Annotated in this window: 14 protein-coding genes and 1 riboswitch; of the genes, 7 read left to right on the top strand and 7 right to left on the bottom strand. The window is 67.5% G+C overall.

Annotation, left to right across the window (positions count from 1 at the left end; genetic code table 11):
• Nucleotides 1-3: 3 nt before the first annotated feature.
• On the bottom strand, nt 4-186 hold the full coding sequence (locus AC06FA_RS12450) for a hypothetical protein (RefSeq protein ID WP_478068573.1): 183 nt from the start codon (nt 184-186) through the stop codon (nt 4-6).
• A 23-nt stretch (nt 187-209) separates the two neighbouring features.
• Nucleotides 210-2318 carry a catalase gene (locus AC06FA_RS12445; RefSeq protein ID WP_478068572.1) on the bottom strand — a complete coding sequence of 703 codons (2109 nt, stop codon included), beginning with the start codon at nt 2316-2318 and terminating at the stop codon, nt 210-212.
• A 115-nt stretch (nt 2319-2433) separates the two neighbouring features.
• On the opposite strand from AC06FA_RS12445, the gene AC06FA_RS12440 reads away from it, so the two are divergent.
• From AC06FA_RS12440 to AC06FA_RS12430, 3 genes are all read left to right on the top strand, one after another.
• Nucleotides 2434-3144: an AraC family transcriptional regulator gene (locus AC06FA_RS12440; RefSeq protein WP_108750733.1), complete on the top strand. Its 711-nt coding sequence runs from the start codon at nt 2434-2436 to the stop codon at nt 3142-3144.
• A gap of 81 nt (nt 3145-3225) precedes the next feature.
• Nucleotides 3226-4596: an amino acid permease gene (locus AC06FA_RS12435; RefSeq protein ID WP_478068571.1), complete on the top strand. Its 1371-nt coding sequence runs from the start codon at nt 3226-3228 to the stop codon at nt 4594-4596.
• A gap of 120 nt (nt 4597-4716) precedes the next feature.
• Nucleotides 4717-5127: a VOC family protein gene (locus AC06FA_RS12430; RefSeq protein ID WP_478068570.1), complete on the top strand. Its 411-nt coding sequence runs from the start codon at nt 4717-4719 to the stop codon at nt 5125-5127.
• A gap of 82 nt (nt 5128-5209) precedes the next feature.
• On the opposite strand, the gene gcvP is transcribed toward AC06FA_RS12430, so the two are convergent.
• On the bottom strand, nt 5210-8077 hold the full coding sequence (gene gcvP / locus AC06FA_RS12425) for an aminomethyl-transferring glycine dehydrogenase (protein WP_478068569.1): 2868 nt from the start codon (nt 8075-8077) through the stop codon (nt 5210-5212).
• Nucleotides 8078-8139: 62 nt separating this feature from the next.
• Nucleotides 8140-8242: riboswitch (glycine riboswitch) on the bottom strand.
• A 299-nt stretch (nt 8243-8541) separates the two neighbouring features.
• Between gcvP and AC06FA_RS12420 the strand changes: the two genes are divergently transcribed.
• Entirely contained in the window at nt 8542-9780 is a 1239-nt protein-coding gene (locus AC06FA_RS12420) for a multidrug effflux MFS transporter (protein WP_478068568.1), read from the top strand.
• Nucleotides 9781-9840: 60 nt separating this feature from the next.
• Entirely contained in the window at nt 9841-10230 is a 390-nt protein-coding gene (locus tag AC06FA_RS12415; protein WP_478068567.1) for a hypothetical protein, read from the top strand.
• A gap of 119 nt (nt 10231-10349) precedes the next feature.
• Here the strand turns inward: AC06FA_RS12415 and AC06FA_RS12410 are convergent, their stop codons facing one another.
• The 4 genes from AC06FA_RS12410 to AC06FA_RS12395 all read right to left on the bottom strand — a co-directional run bounded on the left by AC06FA_RS12410 (nt 10350) and on the right by AC06FA_RS12395 (nt 17134).
• Nucleotides 10350-12311 carry a M2 family metallopeptidase gene (locus AC06FA_RS12410; RefSeq protein ID WP_478068566.1) on the bottom strand — a complete coding sequence of 654 codons (1962 nt, stop codon included), beginning with the start codon at nt 12309-12311 and terminating at the stop codon, nt 10350-10352.
• Between the two features lie 611 nt (nt 12312-12922).
• Nucleotides 12923-14572, bottom strand: a complete 1650-nt coding sequence (locus AC06FA_RS12405) for a phosphoethanolamine transferase (protein ID WP_478068565.1) — start codon at nt 14570-14572, stop codon at nt 12923-12925.
• Nucleotides 14569-15321, bottom strand: a complete 753-nt coding sequence (locus AC06FA_RS12400; RefSeq protein WP_478068564.1) for a phosphatase PAP2 family protein — start codon at nt 15319-15321, stop codon at nt 14569-14571. The genes AC06FA_RS12405 and AC06FA_RS12400 overlap by 4 nt, the downstream gene beginning before the upstream one ends.
• Nucleotides 15322-15430: 109 nt before the next feature.
• Nucleotides 15431-17134, bottom strand: a complete 1704-nt coding sequence (locus AC06FA_RS12395; protein WP_478068563.1) for an ArnT family glycosyltransferase — start codon at nt 17132-17134, stop codon at nt 15431-15433.
• A 130-nt stretch (nt 17135-17264) separates the two neighbouring features.
• Here AC06FA_RS12395 and AC06FA_RS12390 point away from each other — a divergent pair, with 130 nt between their 5' ends.
• Together AC06FA_RS12390 and AC06FA_RS12385 are read left to right on the top strand one after the other, a co-directional pair.
• Entirely contained in the window at nt 17265-17975 is a 711-nt protein-coding gene (locus tag AC06FA_RS12390; protein ID WP_478068562.1) for a response regulator transcription factor, read from the top strand.
• The gene (locus tag AC06FA_RS12385) at nt 17959-19245 is read left to right on the top strand and encodes a sensor histidine kinase (protein WP_478068561.1); all 1287 of its coding nucleotides are present in this window, start codon (nt 17959-17961) and stop codon (nt 19243-19245) included. Before AC06FA_RS12390 ends, AC06FA_RS12385 begins: the two co-directional genes overlap by 17 nt.
• Nucleotides 19246-19295: the final 50 nt, after the last annotated feature.

The following is a 19295-nucleotide window of genomic DNA, read 5'->3' as shown; positions in this document are numbered from 1 at the left end:
TTGCTAGTGGTGGTCCTTGCGGCCGCTGCCGCTGCGCTTGCCGCCCCCGTCCTGCTTGTTCACGGTGGCCCAGGCAATGCGTTCGGCCGTGCGTTTGCTGGCGCCACGCGCGCGTTCGCTTTCCTCGATGTGTTCGGCCTGGCGCTTCTGCTTGTCGGTGTAGGCGGATTTGTCACCACGGGTCATGTTGCTTCTCCGCTGGGGAATGATCAGGCCAACAGGCGCAGCTTGGGTTCGCGTGCCCATTGGCGGGTGGCTGCGGCGGCGAGGAACGCCTTTGCATCCTCGGCCTCGACGATGCCAGCATCGTTGCCCACGCGCGCAGCCTTCAACAGCGCCTGGCCGCCCGTATCGCTGGCAATCGCCTTCAGATGGGCCCAGGCATGGCTGACGAACTCGACCGCCGCCGCCTCCTTGGCCAGGGCTTTACCGGCTTCTGCGCTGAGCACCACGGCCACCGCATCGAACACGACCGAGGGCGTGCCGGCCAACTGACCGTCGGCGGCCTGCAGTTTGCCGTCGCTCAGGCGTGCACCGCCCACCTTCGGCGCGACCAGCTTTACTTCGGCGCCGGCCTTCTGCACGGCTTTGCGCAGGCTGGCGATCAGGCCCGCATCCGAGCCTTCGTCGAACAGGATGCCGATGCAGCGCCCCTGCAGCGTATCCCTGGTACGGCCGATGATGCGCACTTCGGGCACGGCGGGCATGTCGCGTGCCGGCGTTGCCGTCGGTGCGGGCTCGGGCAGTTCGGCCAAGGCCAGTCCGTCGGCCACGCGCCTGGCCAGCGACTCATCGATGTTGCGCAGATGGCTGACCGTGCGCACGCGCACCTTCAGCGTTTCCACCTTCGACAGTTCGAACACCAGGGACGAGGCGAGGTGTGCCTGCTCCGGCTTTTCCAGGCTGCGGAAGAAGGCCCGCGCCTGGCTGTAGTGATCGGCGAAGCTTTCCGCGCGGGTGCGCCCCTTGCGTCCGTCGTCGGCCGTGGCGTGGCTGCGGAAACCGGCCTGCGTCTCGCGCGGGCTGTCGTCTTCCAGCGAACTGGGGTCATACGCCACGCGCCCCTTCGGTACCTGCATCTGCATGTGCCCGTCGCGCTGGTGGTTGGCGAAGGGGCACTTGGGCGCATTGACCGGAATCTGGTGGAAGTTCGGGCCGCCCAGCCGGATCAGCTGCGTATCCAGGTACGAGAACAGGCGCCCCTGCAGCAGCGGGTCGTTGCTGAAGTCGATGCCCGGCGGCACGTTGGCCGGGCAGAACGCCACCTGCTCGGTTTCGGCGAAGAAATTGTCCGGCCAGCGGTCCAGCACCATCCTGCCGATCACCTGCAACGGCACCAGCGATTCGGGAATGATCTTGGTCGGGTCCAGGTGGTCGAACGGGAACGCCTCGGCATCTTCTTCGCTGAACAACTGCACGGCCAGCTCCCATTCGGGGAAGTCACCGCGCTGGATGGCCTCGAACAGGTCGCGGCGATGGAAGTCATTGTCGGCGGCCTGCAGCTTCACCGCCTCGTCCCAGACCGTGGACTGGATGCCCAGTTTCGGCCGCCAGTGGAACTTGACGAAGGTGGAATCGCCGGCCTCGTTCAACAGGCGGAAGCTGTGCACGCCGAAGCCCTCGATCATGCGCAGCGAACGCGGAATGGCGCGGTCGCTCATCGCCCACATGATCATGTGCATCGATTCGGGCATCAGTGAAATGAAATCCCAGAATGTGTCGTGTGCGCTGCCGGCCTGCGGGTAGCCGCGGTCCGGCTCCATCTTCACCGCGTGCACCAGGTCGGGGAATTTCATCGCGTCCTGGATGAAGAACACCGGGATGTTGTTGCCGACCAGATCCCAGTTGCCTTCCGGCGTGTAGAACTTCACCGCGAAGCCGCGCACGTCGCGCGGGGTATCGATCGAACCGGCGCCGCCGGCCACGGTGGAAAAGCGGGTGAATACTGGCGTCTTCGTGCCCACCTCGGTGAGCACGCGGGCGCGGGTGTACTTGCCCAGCGACCGGGTCAACTGGAAATAGCCATGGGCCGCGGTGCCGCGCGCATGCACGATGCGTTCGGGAATGCGCTCGTGGTCGAAGTGGGTGATCTTCTCGCGGAGGATGAAATCCTCCAGCAGGGTGGGGCCGCGCGGGCCCTGGCGCAGGGAATTCTGGTTGTCGGCCACCGGGATGCCCTGGGCGGTGGTCATGGGCGGGTGCGTGCCAGCGGCCTGCAGGTGCAGTTCGTCAGCGTCACCGCGCTGCGCGTTCTGGGTGTCGCGGGTGTTCTGGGACGGGGCGGATGCGCGCTTGCCGGTGGGCTTGCTGGCGGCCATCGGGGTCTCTCCGGAATACGAGGGGGCAGGGCATGACAGTCGCGCCGCGCCCGTTAACCCACGGTCCGCCGCGGGTGAACGTACAGGCAAAACCCGCCTCGGGTATGCTTGCCGCATGCGAGTCGAGCCCACCGACATCGAAGCCCTGTTCGACGCCATTCCGGACGTGCTGTTCTTCATGAAAGACCGGCAGGGGCGCTATACCCACGTCAACCAGACCATGCTGCGGCGGTTGGGGCTGCGTGCGCGCAAGGATGTGATCGGGCGCACCGCCGCCGAGATCTATCCCACCGGCCTGAGCGCCGATTACGTGGACCAGGACGCGCGCGTGCTGGGCGGTGAGGTGATCGAGAACCTGATGGAGCTGCACCTGTTCGCCAACCGCGAGCCGGGCTGGTGCCTGACCTGCAAGCGACCGCTGCTGGTGGACGGGCAGATCCAGGGCTTGATCGGCATTTCCCGCGACCTGGGGCAGAAGGACAGCCTGGGCGCCCAGTACGAACAGCTGCGGCTGGCGCTGGCCCATCTGAACGCGCATTACGCCGAGAACGTGCGCATGCAGACCCTGCTGGACATCACCGGCTTCTCGCTGTCCAAGCTGGAGCGCAGCTTCCGCAAGGTGTTCCAGATGACCCCGCAGCAGGTGTTGACCCGGCTGCGCATCCAGATGGCCATGCACCTGCTGCACGGGCAGGACAGCATCGCCTGTATCGGCCAGGCCTGTGGATTCAGCGACCAGAGCGCCTTCACCCGCAAATTCAAGGCGGAAACCGGTTTTTCGCCGCGCGCCTACCGCGCCCGCATCGGCGAGCCGCTGCCGGCCTGAGCGCCCTGCTGCACTGTGCCTATCCCGGCGGGTAGGCGACAATGTAAGGTGTCGCCCCTGTAGCCGCCGCCAGCCCTGCCGATGCCCGCCAACCCTTCTTCGACCGCTTCGACCTCGCGCCTGGGCCATTCGCTCAAGCCGCGCCAGCTGATCATGATGGGCCTGGGCAGCGCGATCGGCGCCGGTCTGTTCCTGGGCTCCGGTGTCGGCGTGCAGGCGGCCGGCCCGGCGGTGCTGGTGTCCTACCTGGTGGCCGGTGCGCTGGTGATCATCGTGATGAACGCGCTGGGCGAGATGGCCGCGGCCAAGCCGACCAGCGGTGCATTCTCGGTGTACGCCGCCGATGCGATGGGGGCCACCGCCGGTGCCACCGTAGGCTGGTTGTGGTGGGTGCAGCTGGTGATCGTGATCGCCGCCGAGGCGGTGGGCGCGGCCGGCCTGCTGGCCACCGTCTGGCCGGTCATTCCCGTGCCGATGGCCGCCCTGGCCTTCATGTTGTTCTTCACCGCCATCAACCTGCTGGGGGTGAAGAACTTCGGCGAGTTCGAGTTCTGGTTCGCCATCCTGAAGGTGGCCGCGATCCTGGCCTTCATCGCCATCGGCATTGCCCTGCTGATGGGCTGGCTGCCGCAGGTCGCCTCGCCGGGGCTGAGTAATTTCACCGAGCACGGCGGCTTTGCACCCAAGGGCCTGGCCGGCATTGGTGCGGCCCTGCTGGTGGTGGTGTTCGCCTTTGGCGGCACCGAGATCGTGGCAGTGGCCGCAGCAGAAACCGAAGATCCCGAACGCAGCATTGCGCGTGCCATCCGTACCGTGGCCTGGCGCATCCTGGTGTTCTACATCGGCTCGCTCAGCGTCATCATCGCGGTGGTGCCGTGGAACAGCGAGTCGCTGAAATCGCCGTTCGCGGCCGTGCTGCAGGTGGCCAATATTCCCGGCGCGGCCACGGCCATCACCCTGATCGCGGTCATTGCCCTGCTGTCGGCGCTCAACGCCAACCTGTACGGCGCCTCGCGCATGATCTTCTCGCTGGCCCAGCGCCGCGAAGCGCCGGCCGTGCTGGGCTGGACCGACCCGCGCCAGGTGCCGGTGATCGCCGTGCTGGCCAGCGTGCTGTTCGGCTTTGCCGCCACCATCATGGAACTGCTGTTCCCGGACAAGGTGCTGCCGGTACTGCTGAACATCGTCGGCTCCACCTGCCTGCTGGTGTGGACCCTGTCGCTGGTTTCGCAGCTGGTGCTGCGCCGCCGTGCCGACCGCCTGGGCACGCGCCTGCCGTTCCGCATGGCCGGCTTCCCGTGGCTGACGGTGTGCGCGCTGGCCATCCTGGCGCTGATCTTCGGCCTGCTGCTCAGTGAAGCGCAGACCCGTCTGCAGTTCCTGTCGATGGTGGCGCTGACGGTGACCATCGCCGCCGGCAGCGCGATCGCACGGCGTCTGCGGCAGGCCTGATCGCCGCGTTCGGATGGATGCCGCCGGGCGCGGCCCGGCGCTACCGATACATGGTGCCTACATCGGCAATGCCATCCTGATCGCCTGGGCCCTGCGTGGCCCGTCGAACAGGAGCACCGCATGCTGCGCAGCCGTCCCTTCCTGATGTTCACCGGCCAGGCCGAAGCCGCCTTGGCCCTGTACGCCGAAGCCTTCGCCGATTTCCGGCTGCTCGCCCTGCAGCGCCATCCAGAAGGCGCCGGCGCGGGCGTGCCGGGGCAGGTGCGGCAGGCGATCTTCCTGCTGGGCGGCACCCATTACCTGTGCTTCGACAGCCTGGACGTGCACGAGTTCACCTTCAGCCCGTCCATATCCCTGTTCGTGGAATGTTCCGGGGCCGAGCAGTTCGAGCGCGCCGCGCGCGTGCTGGGCGAGGGCGGGCACTGGCTGATGCCGGTGGGCGATTACGATTTCAGCAACCGCTATGGCTGGGTGCAGGACCGTTTCGGTGTGTCCTGGCAGTTGAGCCTGGGGCAGATGCCGGACCCGTGACCGGATCAGCCGCTGCGCTCGCCGGGCACGGCCCGGCGCTACCGTAAACGAAAACGGCCCGCTTGCGCGGGCCGTTTGTCGATCATGCCTCGACTTCGTCGTCCTTGTAGGCATCGACCGGGATGCAGGCGCACATCACGTTCTTGTCGCCGTACACGTTGTCCACGCGTGCCACCGGCGGCCAGTACTTCTGCAGCTTCAGGCTGGGCAGCGGGAAGGCCGCCAGTTCGCGCGGGTAGGCGTGGGTCCACTCGCTGGCCGTGACCGCGGTGGCGGTGTGCGGGGCGTTCTTCAGCGGGTTGTCCTCGCGGTCCAGGCGGCCGTCTTCGATCGCGCGGATTTCCTCGCGGATCTGGATCATCGCGTCGATGAAGCGATCCAGCTCATGCAGCGATTCGCTTTCGGTCGGTTCGACCATCAGCGTGCCGGCCACCGGGAAGCTCAGGGTGGGGGCATGGAAGCCGAAGTCGATCAGGCGCTTGGCCACGTCCTCGGCACCCACGCCGCTGGTCTTTTCCAGCGGACGCACGTCCAGGATGCACTCGTGCGCCACCAGGCCGTTGCGGCCGGTGTACAGGGTCTTGAAGTGCGGGGCCAGGCGCTTGGCGATGTAGTTGGCGTTGAGCTGGGCCACCTGGGTGGCCTTGCGCAGGCCTTCGGTCCCCATCATGGCGATGTACATCCAGCTGATCGGCAGGATCGAGGCGCTGCCGAAGCTGGCCGCGCTGACCATGCCCACCGGGCCGTTGTCGCCCAGCTTGCCCGGCAGGAACGGCGCCAGGTGTTCCTTCACCGCGCACGGGCCGACGCCCGGGCCGCCGCCGCCGTGCGGAATGCAGAAGGTCTTGTGCAGGTTCAGATGGGACACGTCCGAACCCCACTTGCCCGGCTTGGCCACGCCCACCAGGGCGTTCATGTTGGCGCCGTCGGTGTACACCTGGCCGCCGTGCTGGTGGATGATCTCGCAGATCTCGACCACTTCCTCCTCGAACACGCCGTGCGTGGACGGGTAGGTGATCATGATCGCGGCCAGACGGTCGCTGTACTTCTCGGCATTGATGCGGATGTCTTCGACATCGACGTTGCCGTTGGCATCGGTCTTGGTGACCACGACTTTCATGCCGCACATCTGCGCCGAGGCCGGGTTGGTACCGTGCGCCGAATCCGGAATCAGGCAGATGTCGCGGTGGCCTTCGCCGCGCGAGCGGTGGTAGGCGCGGATCGCCAGCAGGCCGGCGTACTCACCCTGCGCGCCGGAGTTCGGCTGCAGGCTGACGGCATCGTAGCCGGTGCATTCCACCAGCATCGCTTCCAGCGATTCGATCAGTTCCTTGTAGCCCAGCGCCTGGTCGGCCGGCACCAGCGGATGGATCTGCGAGAACTCCGGCCAGGTGACCGGGATCATCTCGGCGGTGGCATTGAGCTTCATGGTGCACGAGCCCAGCGGGATCATCGTGCGGTCCATCGCCAGGTCCTTGTCGGCCAGCGAACGCAGGTAGCGCAGCAGCTCGTGCTCGCTGTGGTGGGTGTTGAACACCGGGTGGGTCAGGAACGCGGACTGGCGCAGCAGGCCGGACGGCAGCGCATCGGCGGTGCTGGCATCGAGCGCTTCCACGTCCAGGCCGGCACCGAACACGGCGGCCAGGGCCACGATATCGGCGCGGGTGGTGGTCTCGTCCAGGCTGATGCCCACCGAGTCGCTGTCGATCGCGCGCAGGTTGTAGCCGGCGGCGCGCGCCTTGGCGTGGATCTCATCGGCGTGCACGCCGGTGATGTGCAGGGTGTCGAAGAAGTCGCCACCGACCTGCACGCCGACCGTGCGCAGCGCCGCGGCCAGGATCGAGGCCAGGCGGTGGGTGCGGCGGGCGATGCGGGTCAGGCCGTCGGGGCCGTGGTAGACGGCGTACATGGACGCCATCACCGCCAGCAGCACCTGCGCGGTGCAGATGTTGGAGGTGGCCTTCTCGCGGCGGATGTGCTGCTCGCGGGTCTGCAGGGTCAGGCGGTAGGCCGGGTTGCCCTGCGCATCGATGGACACGCCGATCAGGCGGCCCGGCATCGAGCGCTTGTAGGCATCGCGGCAGGCCATGAAGGCCGCATGCGGGCCGCCGAAGCCGAACGGCACGCCGAAGCGCTGGCTGTTGCCGACCACGATGTCCGCGCCCCATTCGCCGGGGGCGGCCAGCAGGGTCAGCGCCAGCAGGTCGGTGGCCACGGCCACCAGGCCGCCGCGTGCGTGCACGGCGTCCACCAGTGCCTTGTAGTCGCCCACCTGGCCGAAGGTGTCCGGGTACTGCAGCAGCAGGCCGAACGCTTCGGCTTCCAGCGCTTCGGCCGGGGTGCCCACGCGCAGCACGATGCCCATGGGCTCGGCGCGCGTGCGCAGCAGTTCCAGGGTCTGCGGGTGCACGGCGTCGTGCACGAAGAAGGTGTCCGACTTCGACTTGGCCGAACGCTTGGCCAGGGTCATCGCTTCGGCGGCGGCGGTGGCTTCGTCCAGCAGCGAGGCGTTGGCGATTTCCATGCCGGTCAGGTCGGCGCACAGGGTCTGGAAGTTGATCAGCGCTTCCATGCGGCCCTGCGAGATTTCCGCCTGGTACGGGGTGTAGGCGGTGTACCAGGCCGGGTTTTCCAGGATGTTGCGCAGGATCACGTTCGGCGTGTGGGTGCCGTAGTAGCCCTGGCCGATGAAGCTGCGCAGCACGGTGTTCTTGTCGGCGATCGCGCGGATCTTGGCCAGTGCCTGCACTTCGGTGATCGATTCGGGCAGCGCCAGCGGCGCGGGCGACTTGATCTTCGCCGGCACGATGGCGTCGGTCATCGCATCCAGCGTGGCGTGGCCGACCACGTCGAGCATCTGCGCGATCTCGGCGTCGTTGGGGCCGATGTGGCGTTCCACGAACGCGCTGTGGTGCTCGAGCTCACGCAGGGAGGGGGTGTTCTGGGACATGGCGAAGGATCCGTCAGGGAAGGGCACACGCACGGGCACAAGCCGCCGGTCGGCGGTCTGCGGGGCGCCCCTCTGTCCTTTTGCCTGAGAGTTTAAAAGCGCGGGAAACCGCAGCTTCGTGCCCCTTCGGCGCCGGATCGAACCGGTCTCTCCAGAGTTGTGTTACGGGTGGTATCGGGCCTGAGCGATTACGGGCGTTGCGCCTTCGGCAGCGGTGTTCCGCTTCTCCCACCGTGTTGCCCGCCGATTATAGCCGGTTGCCGGCCGGGCGCAGCGGGTCGCTGGCCTGTTGATGGGGCTGAATGGAGGATGGCCCGGGCGGTCCGGGTGTACGTTCATCCATGGTATCGGCGGCCCCGGGCGCCTATCATGGGCGGACTCTCGTATTCATCTGGCGCTGTCCCTGCCACAGGGGATCGGCGCCCGCCGTGCATCCTGCGCACGGCCCTGCCGGACGCCCGCTGATGACCGCCGCCGTTGCACCTTCCACCCGTCGCATGGCCCTGCTGCTGGCCGGCCTGGCCATGTTCGGGCCGTTCTCCATCGACACCATCTTCCCGGCCTTCCCGCAGCTGGCCCAGCGCCTGGCCGTGGATGAAGTGGCGGTGCAGCAGACCATCAGCGTGTACCTGCTGTTCTACGGCCTGATGAGCCTGGCCCACGGCCCGCTGTCCGACGCCTGGGGGCGCAAGCGGGTGATCCTGGGGGGCCTGGTGGTGTTCGTCGGCGCCTCGGTGGGCTGCGCGCTGTCCACCGATCTGAGCACGCTGCTGGTGTTCCGCGCCGTGCAGGGCCTGTCGGCCGGCGTGGGCATGATCGTCGGCCGCGCGGTCATCCGCGATCTGTACCACGGCCATGACGCGCAGCGGTTGATGAGCCAGGTGTCCATGCTGTTCGGCATCGCCCCGGCCATCGCGCCGATCATCGGTGGCTGGATCCTGCTCAGCGGCGCCGGCTGGCCGCTGATCTTCTGGTTCCTGGTGGTGTTCTCGCTGCTGCTGCTGGTGGCCACTGCCCGCTTCCTGCCCGAAACCCACCCGGTGGACGCGCGCGTGCCGCTGTCGCCGCGCGGCCTGCTGCGCGACTACGTGCGCATCGGCTTCAACCCGCGCTTCCTGCGCCTGGCACTGGCCGGCAGCATCAACTTCGGCGGCATTTTCCTCTATATCGCCTCGGCGCCGGTGTTCGTGATGCAGCACCTGCACCTGGGCGAAGGCGGCTTCGCGTGGCTGTTCATTCCCACCATCGGCGGCATGACCCTGGGCTCGTTCCTGTCCGGGCGCATGGCCGGGCGGACCCTGCCCACCCGGCAGATCAGCATCGGTTTCACCCTGTGCGCGCTGTCGGCGCTGCTGAACATCGGTTACGTGGCGCTGGCGTCGCAGCTGGCCCTGCCGTGGGCGGTGCTGCCGATCTTCCTGGGCGGCACCGGCATGGCGCTGATCTTCCCGATCCTGGCCCTGGCGGTGCTGGACATGTACCCGCACCAGCGCGGCCTGGCCTCGTCGCTGCAGGCCTTCGTGCAGCTGATGATCAGCACCGTGGTGGCCGGCGTGGTGTCGCCGCTGCTCAGCGCCAGCCCCCTGCACCTGGCGCTGGGCCAGGCCGGGTTCTTCGCCGCCGGTTTCGTGTTCTGGTACTGGGAACACCTGCGCCAGCGCGCGCTGCAGGTGCCGGTGCAGGATCAGACGCCGCTGGCGTGAAGCGGCACTGCGGGCGGGGTGGGTTATTCTTGCGCCCCCTTGCAGTGCGATACGACCCCCATGTCCACCACCTCCAAGACCCGCCGCGACCAGCGTCGCCGCCAGGAAAAGCAGGCCGCCAACAAGGCGGCGGCCACGGCAGCGCCGGTCGAACCGCATGCCGAACTGCGCGATCCGCAGCGGACCCTGCTGGCCGGCATTGTCCGCCGCGATGGCGAATGGGTGCTGGGCATGGATGGCCGCATCGCCGGCCAGACCCACAGCGCCGCGCATGTGCTGGCGATGATCATGCAGGCCGGTGAGCTGCACGAGCGCAATGGCACGCCGGTGCGCCTGATGTACTCCGACGCCCTGCGCGATGCGGCGCAGGCCGAAGTGAGCGAGAAGGGGCAGACCTTCGACGAGTTCAAGGCCGAGCTGGCCGCGGTGATGGCGGCGAAGAAGGGCTGACGCCTTCCTTGCGTTTGTAGCGTCGAGCCATGCTCGACTGCATTGCGTTCCAGCCGGGCATGGCTCGGCTCTACACCACATGAAAGGGGCGGATCCTCGCGGATCCGCCCCTTCCTGTTTTACTTCGCCGGTGCCGCGCTGGCCTGCCAGCCGCACATCTGGCCCTGGTTCTGCTGCTTCAGCCATTCGTTGACCGGGGTGAAGTATTCGATCATCGGGCCGGCATCGAGCTTGTCACTGCCGGTCAGCTCCTTCAGGGTGGCCTGCCACGGCTGGCTGGCACCCTTGCTCAGCATTGCCCAGTACTTCTGCCCGGCTTCCTTGTTGCCGTAGAAGGTGCACTCGTGCAGCGGGCCCTTGTAGCCGGCCGCATCGCACAGGCCCTTGTAGAACTGGAACTGCAGGATGCGCGCCAGGAAGTAGCGGGTGTACGGGGTGTTGCCCGGCACGTGGTACTTCGCGCCCGGATCGAAGAACTCTTCGCCGCGGGCGCTGGCCGGGGCCACGCCCTGGTACTTGGCCTTCAGGTCCCACCAGGCCTTGTTGTAGTTGTCCGGGGTGATCGAACCGTCGAACACGCCCCAGCGCCAGCGATCGATCATCAGGCCGAACGGCAGGAACGAGACGCCCGACAGCGCCATGCGCATCTGGTTGTTGATGACCGCTTCGCGGCTTTCGGTCGGGGCATCGACCAGGCCGATCGAGCTGAGGTACTTGGGCGTCATCGCCAGCACGATGGTGTCGCCGATTGCTTCATGGAAGCCATCGTTGGCACCGCCCTGGAACAGCGGCGGCAGCGGGTTGTAGGCCAGGTCGTAATAGATGTGGCCCAGCTCGTGGTAGATGGTGGTGAAGTTTTCTTCGTTGGGCTTGATGCACATCTTGGTGCGCACGTCGCCTTCCATGTTCATGTCCCAGGCACTGGCGTGGCAGACCACGTCGCGGTCGTCGGGCTTGATGAACTGGGTCCGCTCCCAGTACGACTGCGGCAGCGAGGGCATGCCCAGCGAGACGTAGAAGTCCTGCGCGCGTTCGGTCATCTGCCGCGCGGTGCGCAGCTCGGCCTCACGCTGCGCCTTGTAGCGCGCCGTCACATCGGCGTCCTTGCCGGCCTTGTCCAGCGCCGCGCTCAGGTTGGTCTGGTACTGCTTTTCCAGCGCGGCGGTGATGTCCAGGCTGCCGGCACCGGGGTAGGGCTCCAGCTGGTCCCACAGGTTGGACCAGTCCTGCTGCCACATGTTGCCCAGCAGGTGCGCGGCGATCAGGCCGTTGCCCACTTCGGCCTTGTCCTTGCCATAGGTCGTGTCCAGCTTGCCGCGGGTGTAGCAGTGCAGCTGCTCGTACATCGGCTTGACCTGTTCCCACAGGCGGTCGGTTTCCGGGCCGATCTGCTCCGGCGGCATGTCGTAGCCGCTGCGCCACATCTGCCCGGCATCGCTGAAGCCCATGCCCTTGGCGCCTTCGTTGACCAGGCTGACGAACTGCTGGTAGTCACCGCGCATGGCCTTGGTGGTGCTGTGCCAGCCCTGCCAGGCGTCCAGCTGCTTGTCATAGTCGCGGCTGCGCGACAGCACCTGTTCCAGGTCGCCCAGCTGGCGGCAGGACGCCGGATCGTTGGCGTCGGTGCAGTACTTGCCAGCGCCGTAGCTGCCTTCCATGCGGGTGGCGATCTGGGTCAGCTGGGCCAGCTTGGCGGCATCGCGCGGTGCCGGCATCGACGACATCAGCTTCAGCAGGTGGATGGCGCGCTTGCTGTCCTCGCTCATCGGCTGGCCTTCGAACTTGCCGGCCTGCTCGATCCAGCTGTTGAGTTGGGTCAGCGACCGTTCGTTGGCCTTGGCGGCGATGCGTTCGGAATCGCTGTTGATGTAGGTGGACGACAGCCACTGCGCCGAGGTCATCTCCGGATAGGCCGCCTTGTATTCGGCATTGATGCGGGCGACGAACTGGTCGGCGGTTTCCCCGGCCGGCGCGCTGGGGGCGGCGGCTTCAGAACCGGGGGTAGCTTCCTTCTTGCAGGCAACCAGGGCCAGCGTGGCGGCGGCGATAGCCGAGGCCAGCAGCAGATGGCGGTGTTTCACGGGTAGTCCTTGGGTGGTGAACGACGGCCGAAGGCTAGTGGGCGACCGCAGCCACCGCAAGTGGCAAAGGTTCGGCGGGGATGGGCAGGGCTGCGCCCTGCACCCGCTCAATGCAACGGCAACGGCAAAAGCGGGCTTTCCCTGGGTTGGCGGGGCGGTGTCGGATTGCGGGGACGCCGTTAACCCATCCATGGGGGCTTGGCCGCGGCATCCATGCCGCGGACACCCCGCACTCCGACACCGCCCCACCTTGGACAGGTTCACGCGGCTGTTGGTAACGGCGCCTGTTGTTCCGCGCGGCTGTTGGTAGGTGTCGACCTTGGTCGACACATCTGTCAGATACCGAAACAAATCTGGGGTCGGAGCCCGTTGCGCAGCAACGGGATCCGACCCCGTCATTCCGACAGATCGCAGCGAACTGTCGAAGGCGGGGTGGGTCCGGTTGCGGGGGCGTGAGCGCCATGGATGGCGCGACCGAGCCTACAGGGACGTACTTGCGGCGTCCCCCGCAACCGGACCCACCCCGCCACCCCACGGATACCCAGCTTTTGACGTTGACGTTGACGTTGCACTGCGCGGGTGCAGGGCTGCAAGCCCTGCCAGACCCCCCCTCAACTCTCGCAACTGGCGAACACGTCGCGGTCGCGTTCGTACAGGGCGGTCTTCACCTGCATCAGTCCCAGCACCGACGGGAACAGGTTGTCGTGGTCGGTATACGCCGCCGAACGCCTGCGTACGCACTGCAGGTCCAGCCCGCGGCTGCGGGCGAAGCCCGCTGAGAACCACATCGTCATCGGTACCCGGGTCTGCTCGGCCGGGGCAATGGCGTAGGGCACGCCATGCAGGAACAGGCCCTTTTCGCCCAGCGATTCACCGTGGTCGGACAGGTAGATCATCGCCGTGTCGTAATCCTCCAGCCCCTGCAGCGTGCCGATCGTCCTGGCCAGGAAATGATCGGTGTACAGCACCGCATTGTCGTAGCTGTTGGTGATCTGCTCGCGGCTGCACTGGCCAATGTCACGCGTGTCGCAGGTCGGAGTGAAGCGGCGGAAGGCGGCCGGGTAGCGCTCGAAATACGCCGGGCCATGGTTGCCCAGCTGGTGCAGCACGACCACGCGGTCGCCGGGCTTTGCCCGCACCTGCGTAGCGAGGTCCTGCAGCAGGATTTCGTCCATGCAGCGGCCATCAGCGCATAACCCTGGCGTGGTCGCGTCGGCCAGCGACTGGAAGTCCAGGCCTTCGCACACGCCTTTGCAGCCGGACTGGTTGTCGCGCCACAGCGGCGTGATGCCAGCGCGGTTCAGTACGTGCAACAGCGACTGGTGCGCGCGGATCTTCTTCTCGTCGTAATCGTGCCGGCCCCACGGCGAGTACATGCACGGCAGCGACACTTCGGTGCTGGTGCCGCACGAATGCATGTCGGGGAAATTGATCACCGGCGCCTGCGCCAGTTCGGGGGTGGTGTTGCGCCCACCGTTGAGGCCCCAGTTCTGCGCGCGCAGAGTTTCGCCCATCACGATCACCAGCAGTCGCGGTTTGCTGGTGGGCGCGCGCGGGGTGGCCATCGCATCGGTGCCGATCGGCAGTTTCGGTGCGCGCTGCACCGGATTGTCGCTGCGCAGGGCGCGTGGCAGGCCCAGCAGAACGTTGGCGGGCGTGGCCAGGTAGCGCACTTCGCGCTGGTTGCGCATCAGGGCCGAGACATCCTGGAACGACAGCAGCGCACCGCCCAGCGCGGTGGCCGCTGCCACCAGCAGGAAGCCGGTGCGCCACAGCAGCGTGCGGCTCCAGCTGCGGCGGCGCAGTTCCACCCGCCACAGCAGCGCCATCGGCAGCACCGCCAGCAACAGTACCGGCCACAGCAGGGATGCCGTCATCAGCTCACGGCTCTCCTTCGGGTCGGTGGCCAGCACGTTGCGCAGCATGTCCGCATCCAGATAGATATGGAACTGGCTCATGTAGTGCGCCGCCAAGGCGGTCACCAGCAGCAGCACGCTGGTCACCACCCTGGCGTTCCAGCGCCACACCAGCAGCCCCAGCAGTACACCGTGCGCACCCAGCAGCAGCATCAGCAGTGACAACGCGTAGCGCAGGCTGCCGGGGTGGCTGGCCATGGCGCTGTGCCAGAACAACGCATTGCCGGCGACGGCGAAGAACAGGCTGGTAAGCGCGATCAGTGCTTCGGTGGACAGCTGCGGCCGCCATTGCCGCAGGGTAGACAGCGAGGGCAGACGCAGCGAGCGCTCGACCGATGCGTTCATGCGGCTGCCTCCGTGCGGCGGGCGCGATCCAGGTGGCGGCGGGTCAGGACGCACAGACCCAGCGACAGCAGCCAGCAGATCAATGCGGTGGCCACGTCATGCGACAGGAAGTGCGCGCCACGCAGTTGCTGGCTGATACCGAACAGCAACCCGCTGCCCAGACCGATCCAGAGCCCGGCCCAGCGCCACGCCGGCCGCCACAGCAGGGCGAAGAAGTACAGGCAGAACCACGCGTATCCGGCGCTGGCGTGGCCGGCCGGGAAACACGCCTGCGCGGCCATGCCAGCCGGGCGCAGGGTAAACAGCCCAATGAAGGGGTGGTCGCCGCCGTAGCGCAGCAGGTCCCAGGGGCAGTCCATCGGCACCAGCGTCTTCAGCAGGGAAATCACGCCGGTGCCCAGCGCCATGGCAACGACCACATACAGCAGCGCCCAGCGCAGTGTGCGATCGCGCCCCACGCGCCAGTGATGGAAGCACAGCAGCATCGCCACCAGTGCTGCTGCCGTGCTCAGCCACTTGCCGGCCTTGTGCACCACGGTGCGAGTGAACCATGCGTCCTGCAATGCCCAGTGGCCGCCCTCCAGGCGGAACAGGTGATCGGCCAGCCATTGGTCGCCCCCGAAGCCCATCAGCAGGGTGAACAGGGGCAGCCCGAGTGCGACAGGCAGCCAGAGGTGAGTGACCGCAAAGCGTGACACCCACGGCGATGTCGCAGACGGCGCGACTGGATCAAAGGAGCGGACGGGCATGTAGGCAAGGGCGCTTCGGAATATGCCGCCATGCTCGGCACCGGGATGTCGGAGAAGGGTCGGACGCGCGTTCGTAGCGGGTTAATGAAGGACAGGTGCGTGCCTGCGTTCAGTCTTCTTCGGTGGTCGCGCCGATCCGCTCGGCATGGCACTGTGGATTCCAGGCCGTGCCGGGCAGCAGTTGCCAGCGATTGCGGTTGGCAACACCGATGTCGATCACCCTGGCCGGATCCACGCACGGGCTCATCGCAGCGTCCAGCACCAGCAGCCAGCGCTTTTCCGGTGCTTCGGCCAACCACGGACCGGCGTCATGCCACTGCTCGGCCCAGGGCCGTTTGAAACCGAATTCGCGCACGGGGCGGTCGGCCTGCAGCAGGTTCTGTTCGCGCCACGCGACCAGTGCCAGTTCGGCATCCGGGCCGATCCGCGTCCCAACCCGATGCATCAGCGCCGACGCGGATGCGTAGGGATCCAGTGCCGGCATCAGCACCAGGCCATGGAGCATCCACAGCATGCCGTGGGCCAGCAGCATCAGGGTCCCGGCACGCCGTACCCGCAGCCACACGGTCAGCGTGGCCAGCGCGATGGCGAAGATCAGCAGCCCTTCGCCGAGTACCGGCAGCAGGGTGTCCGGCATCGCCCGTCGCTGCAACTGCGCCACCGCCCACGGGTGCGCTGTCATCAGCATGACGCCGAGCACGCCGGTGGCCAACATCAGCAGCAGGCTGTAGCCGAACAGATAGCGACGCACGCAGATCCGGCGCAGCAGGCCGGGCAGCAGCGGCGCCACGGCCAGCGCCATCGCCGGCAGCATCGGCAGCAGGTAGACCTCGCGCTTGCCCGGGCTGGCGCTGAAGAACGCCAGCACCAGCACGGCCCAGCCCAGCAGCAGCCACGGGCGGCGGTCTCCACGGCGCAGGCGGCGCCACCACGGCTTGAACAACAGCGGCAGCAACAGGCTGCCCGGCAGCCACAGGGTCAGGATCACCTGCAGGTAGTACCAGACCGGCTGCCGATGGTGCCAGGCGTTGGCATAGCGGGTGCCGGTCTGCTTGAACAGCAACTCATGCGCATACGATTGCAGCGCAGCGCTGGGCTCATGCAGCAGTGCCCACCCCAGCGGCGCCAGCCAGACCGCCGTGCCCAGCAGGAACGCCGGCAGCAACCACAGCAGCGTGGCCGGGTGCGGGCCGTCCACCACGCGCCCGCGGCGGCGCTGGTACAGCCGCCAGCCCAGCCACGGCAGCACCATCAACAGGGGCAGGAAGCCCACGCCCTTGGTCACCGTGCCGACACCCGCGGCGACACCGGCCAGCCACAGGGCGGGCAGGTTGCGGCCTTCGCACAGGTGGCGAAGCAGGCCCCACAGGGCCACGGTGGTCATGCCCACCAGCACCATGTCGATCTGCGCGCGCTTGGCCATCAACCCGAACTGCAGGGTGCAGAACAACGCGGCCACTGCGTACATGGAATGCCGTGGCGACCACAGCCGGCGCGCCAGATCGGACACCAGCCACAGGCTGAGCAGCGCCGCCAGCAGCGACGGCAGCAGGAACGACCACGTCCAGCTGCCCACCACGTGGTAAGCGGCGGCCTGCAGCCACATGAACACCGGCGGCTTCTCTGCGTACAGCTCGATTCCCCGGTGTGGCAGCAGCCACTGCCCGCTGTCGACCATGCTGCGGGCGGCCAGCACGAAACGCGGCTCGTCCGGCGGCTGCGGCTGGCGCAGCCCCAACCCGGCCGCCAGGGCCACGGTTACCAGCAGCCAGAGCAACGGCAGGCGCCAGCGGCGGGGCAGGGAATCGGGCACGGCAGGCTCCGGGGCAAAACGCGCAGCGTGCACGGGGCGGCGTGGGAAAGCTGTCGGAAGGACGCCATCCCGACCGCTTTCCGACACGGGCACGGCTACCATGGGGCCAGTTCCCGTGGACCTGCCGCGCATGCGCCTGTTGGTGATCGAAGACAACCGTCAGCTGGTGGCCAATCTGTTCGACTACTTCGAGTCGCGCGGACATGTGCTGGACGTGGCCCCCGATGGCATCACCGGGCTGCACCTGGCCGGCAGCCATCCCTACGACGTGGTCATCCTGGACTGGATGCTGCCGCGCATGGAAGGCCCGGAAGTGCTGCGCCGCCTGCGCAGCGAGCACGGTTCGGAAGTGCCGGTGATCATGCTGACCGCCCGCGACGAGCTGCCCGACAAGATCGCCGGCTTCCGCGCCGGGGCCGATGACTACCTGACCAAGCCCTTTGCCCTGCCGGAACTGGAAGTGCGGCTGGAAGCGCTGCTGCTGCGCGCCAATGGGCGCAACCCGCGCAAGCGCCTGCAGGTGGCCGATCTGGTACTGGACCTGGCCACTCTGGAAGCGCAGCGTGGCGGGCAGGCGCTGCACCTGTACCCGGCGTGCCGCAAGCTGCTGGAGGTGCTGATGCGCGCCAGCCCCGGTGCAGTCACCCGCCAGCAGCTGGAATTCGCCCTGTGGGGCGACGAGCCGCCCGATGGCGACCTGCTGCGCTCGCACGTGTATGAACTGCGCCGCAGCGTGGACGGCCCCTTCGCCGACAAGCTGATCCACACCCTGCCGCGGGTGGGCTACCGGCTGGCCGCCAGCCCGGCGACCGAGGACGACAGCGATGCCGCGCGCGCGTAAGCCGGGCCCGCTCTACCGCCGCGTGGTGTGGTGGCTGCTGGGCTACCTGGCACTGCTGTCGCTGGCGGTGTTCAGCGTGGGCAACTACGTGCACGAGCACGCCGAACATGCGGCCTGGCGCGCGCTGCTCAATTCCGAACTGGACAGCATCCTGGAACACACCCGGCACGAACCGGATTACCACTGGCAGGATTCGGACACCCTCAGCCTGTACCGCTTCGGCCAGCCCAACCTGCCCGACAGCGTGCGCACGCTGCATCCTGGCCTGCATGATGGCGTGCTGATCGGCGACCGCGAAACCGCCGTGATGGTGCGCGACACGCCCACGCTGGGCCGCGTCGCACTGGCGCTGGACATCACCGATTTCCACGACCTGGAACAGTTCGCCACGCGCTGGGTGATGCTGGCCGGCATCATCATGATCTTCGTCACCGTCATGATGGCGTCCTTTGGCATGGAGCGCATGGTGCGGCCACTGAGCCTGCTGGCGCGCAACATCGGCGCGCTGCGCCCAGGCGAGCAGGGCCAGCGCATCGCAGTCGATCCGCGCGGCAGTTCCGAGCTGCACACCATCGCCGATGCGTTGAACGATTACCTGGACCGCAACGAACAGTTCGTCGAACGCGAACGGGTGTTCATCAGCACCGTCAGCCATGAACTGCGCACGCCCATCGCGGTGGTGACCGGCGCGGCCGAACTGGCCCTGGAGCAGCCGGGCCTGCCCGAGCGCGCGCGCCAGCAGATGCAGCGGGTGCTGCGCACGGCGCAGGGGGTGGAAGAACTGATCGAGCTGCTGCTGGTGCTGGCGCGGGATCCGGCACGGCTGAGTTCGCGTGCAGAACGCATCGCGCTGGATCAGTTGCTGCCGGACATCGTTGACGATCATCGCCACCTGCTGGGTGACAAGGACCTGAGCATCGGCATCCAGGCGGCCGCGGTGGATATCGTGGCGCCGCTGGCCGTGGTGCAGGCGGCCATTGGCAACCTGCTACGCAATGCCATCGAGAACAGCGGGCGCGGCCATATCGAGATGAGCCTGAGTGCACAGGCCGTGCTGACCCTGCAGGACCCGGGGCATGGCATGAGCCCGGAAGAGATCGCCGCGATACATGCGCGCCTGGCGCGAGGCGAGCGCGCCGACCGCGGCGGGATTGGCCTGGAGCTGATCGCGCGTCTCTGCGAACACCTGGGCTGGACCCTGACGTTCCAGCCCTGCGAACCGCGCGGCACCCGGGTCACGCTCGACTTCGCCGCCTCGCGCCCGAGCTGATCACAACAATGGGAAGGTGCCAACCTTGGTTGGCACGCCTTGATCCGGCA

The organism is Stenotrophomonas sp. Steno-C17, from assembly GCF_056393165.1.
The sequence above is the reverse complement of the archived record's forward strand: the minus strand, read 5'-3'. Positions and strand labels throughout refer to the sequence as shown.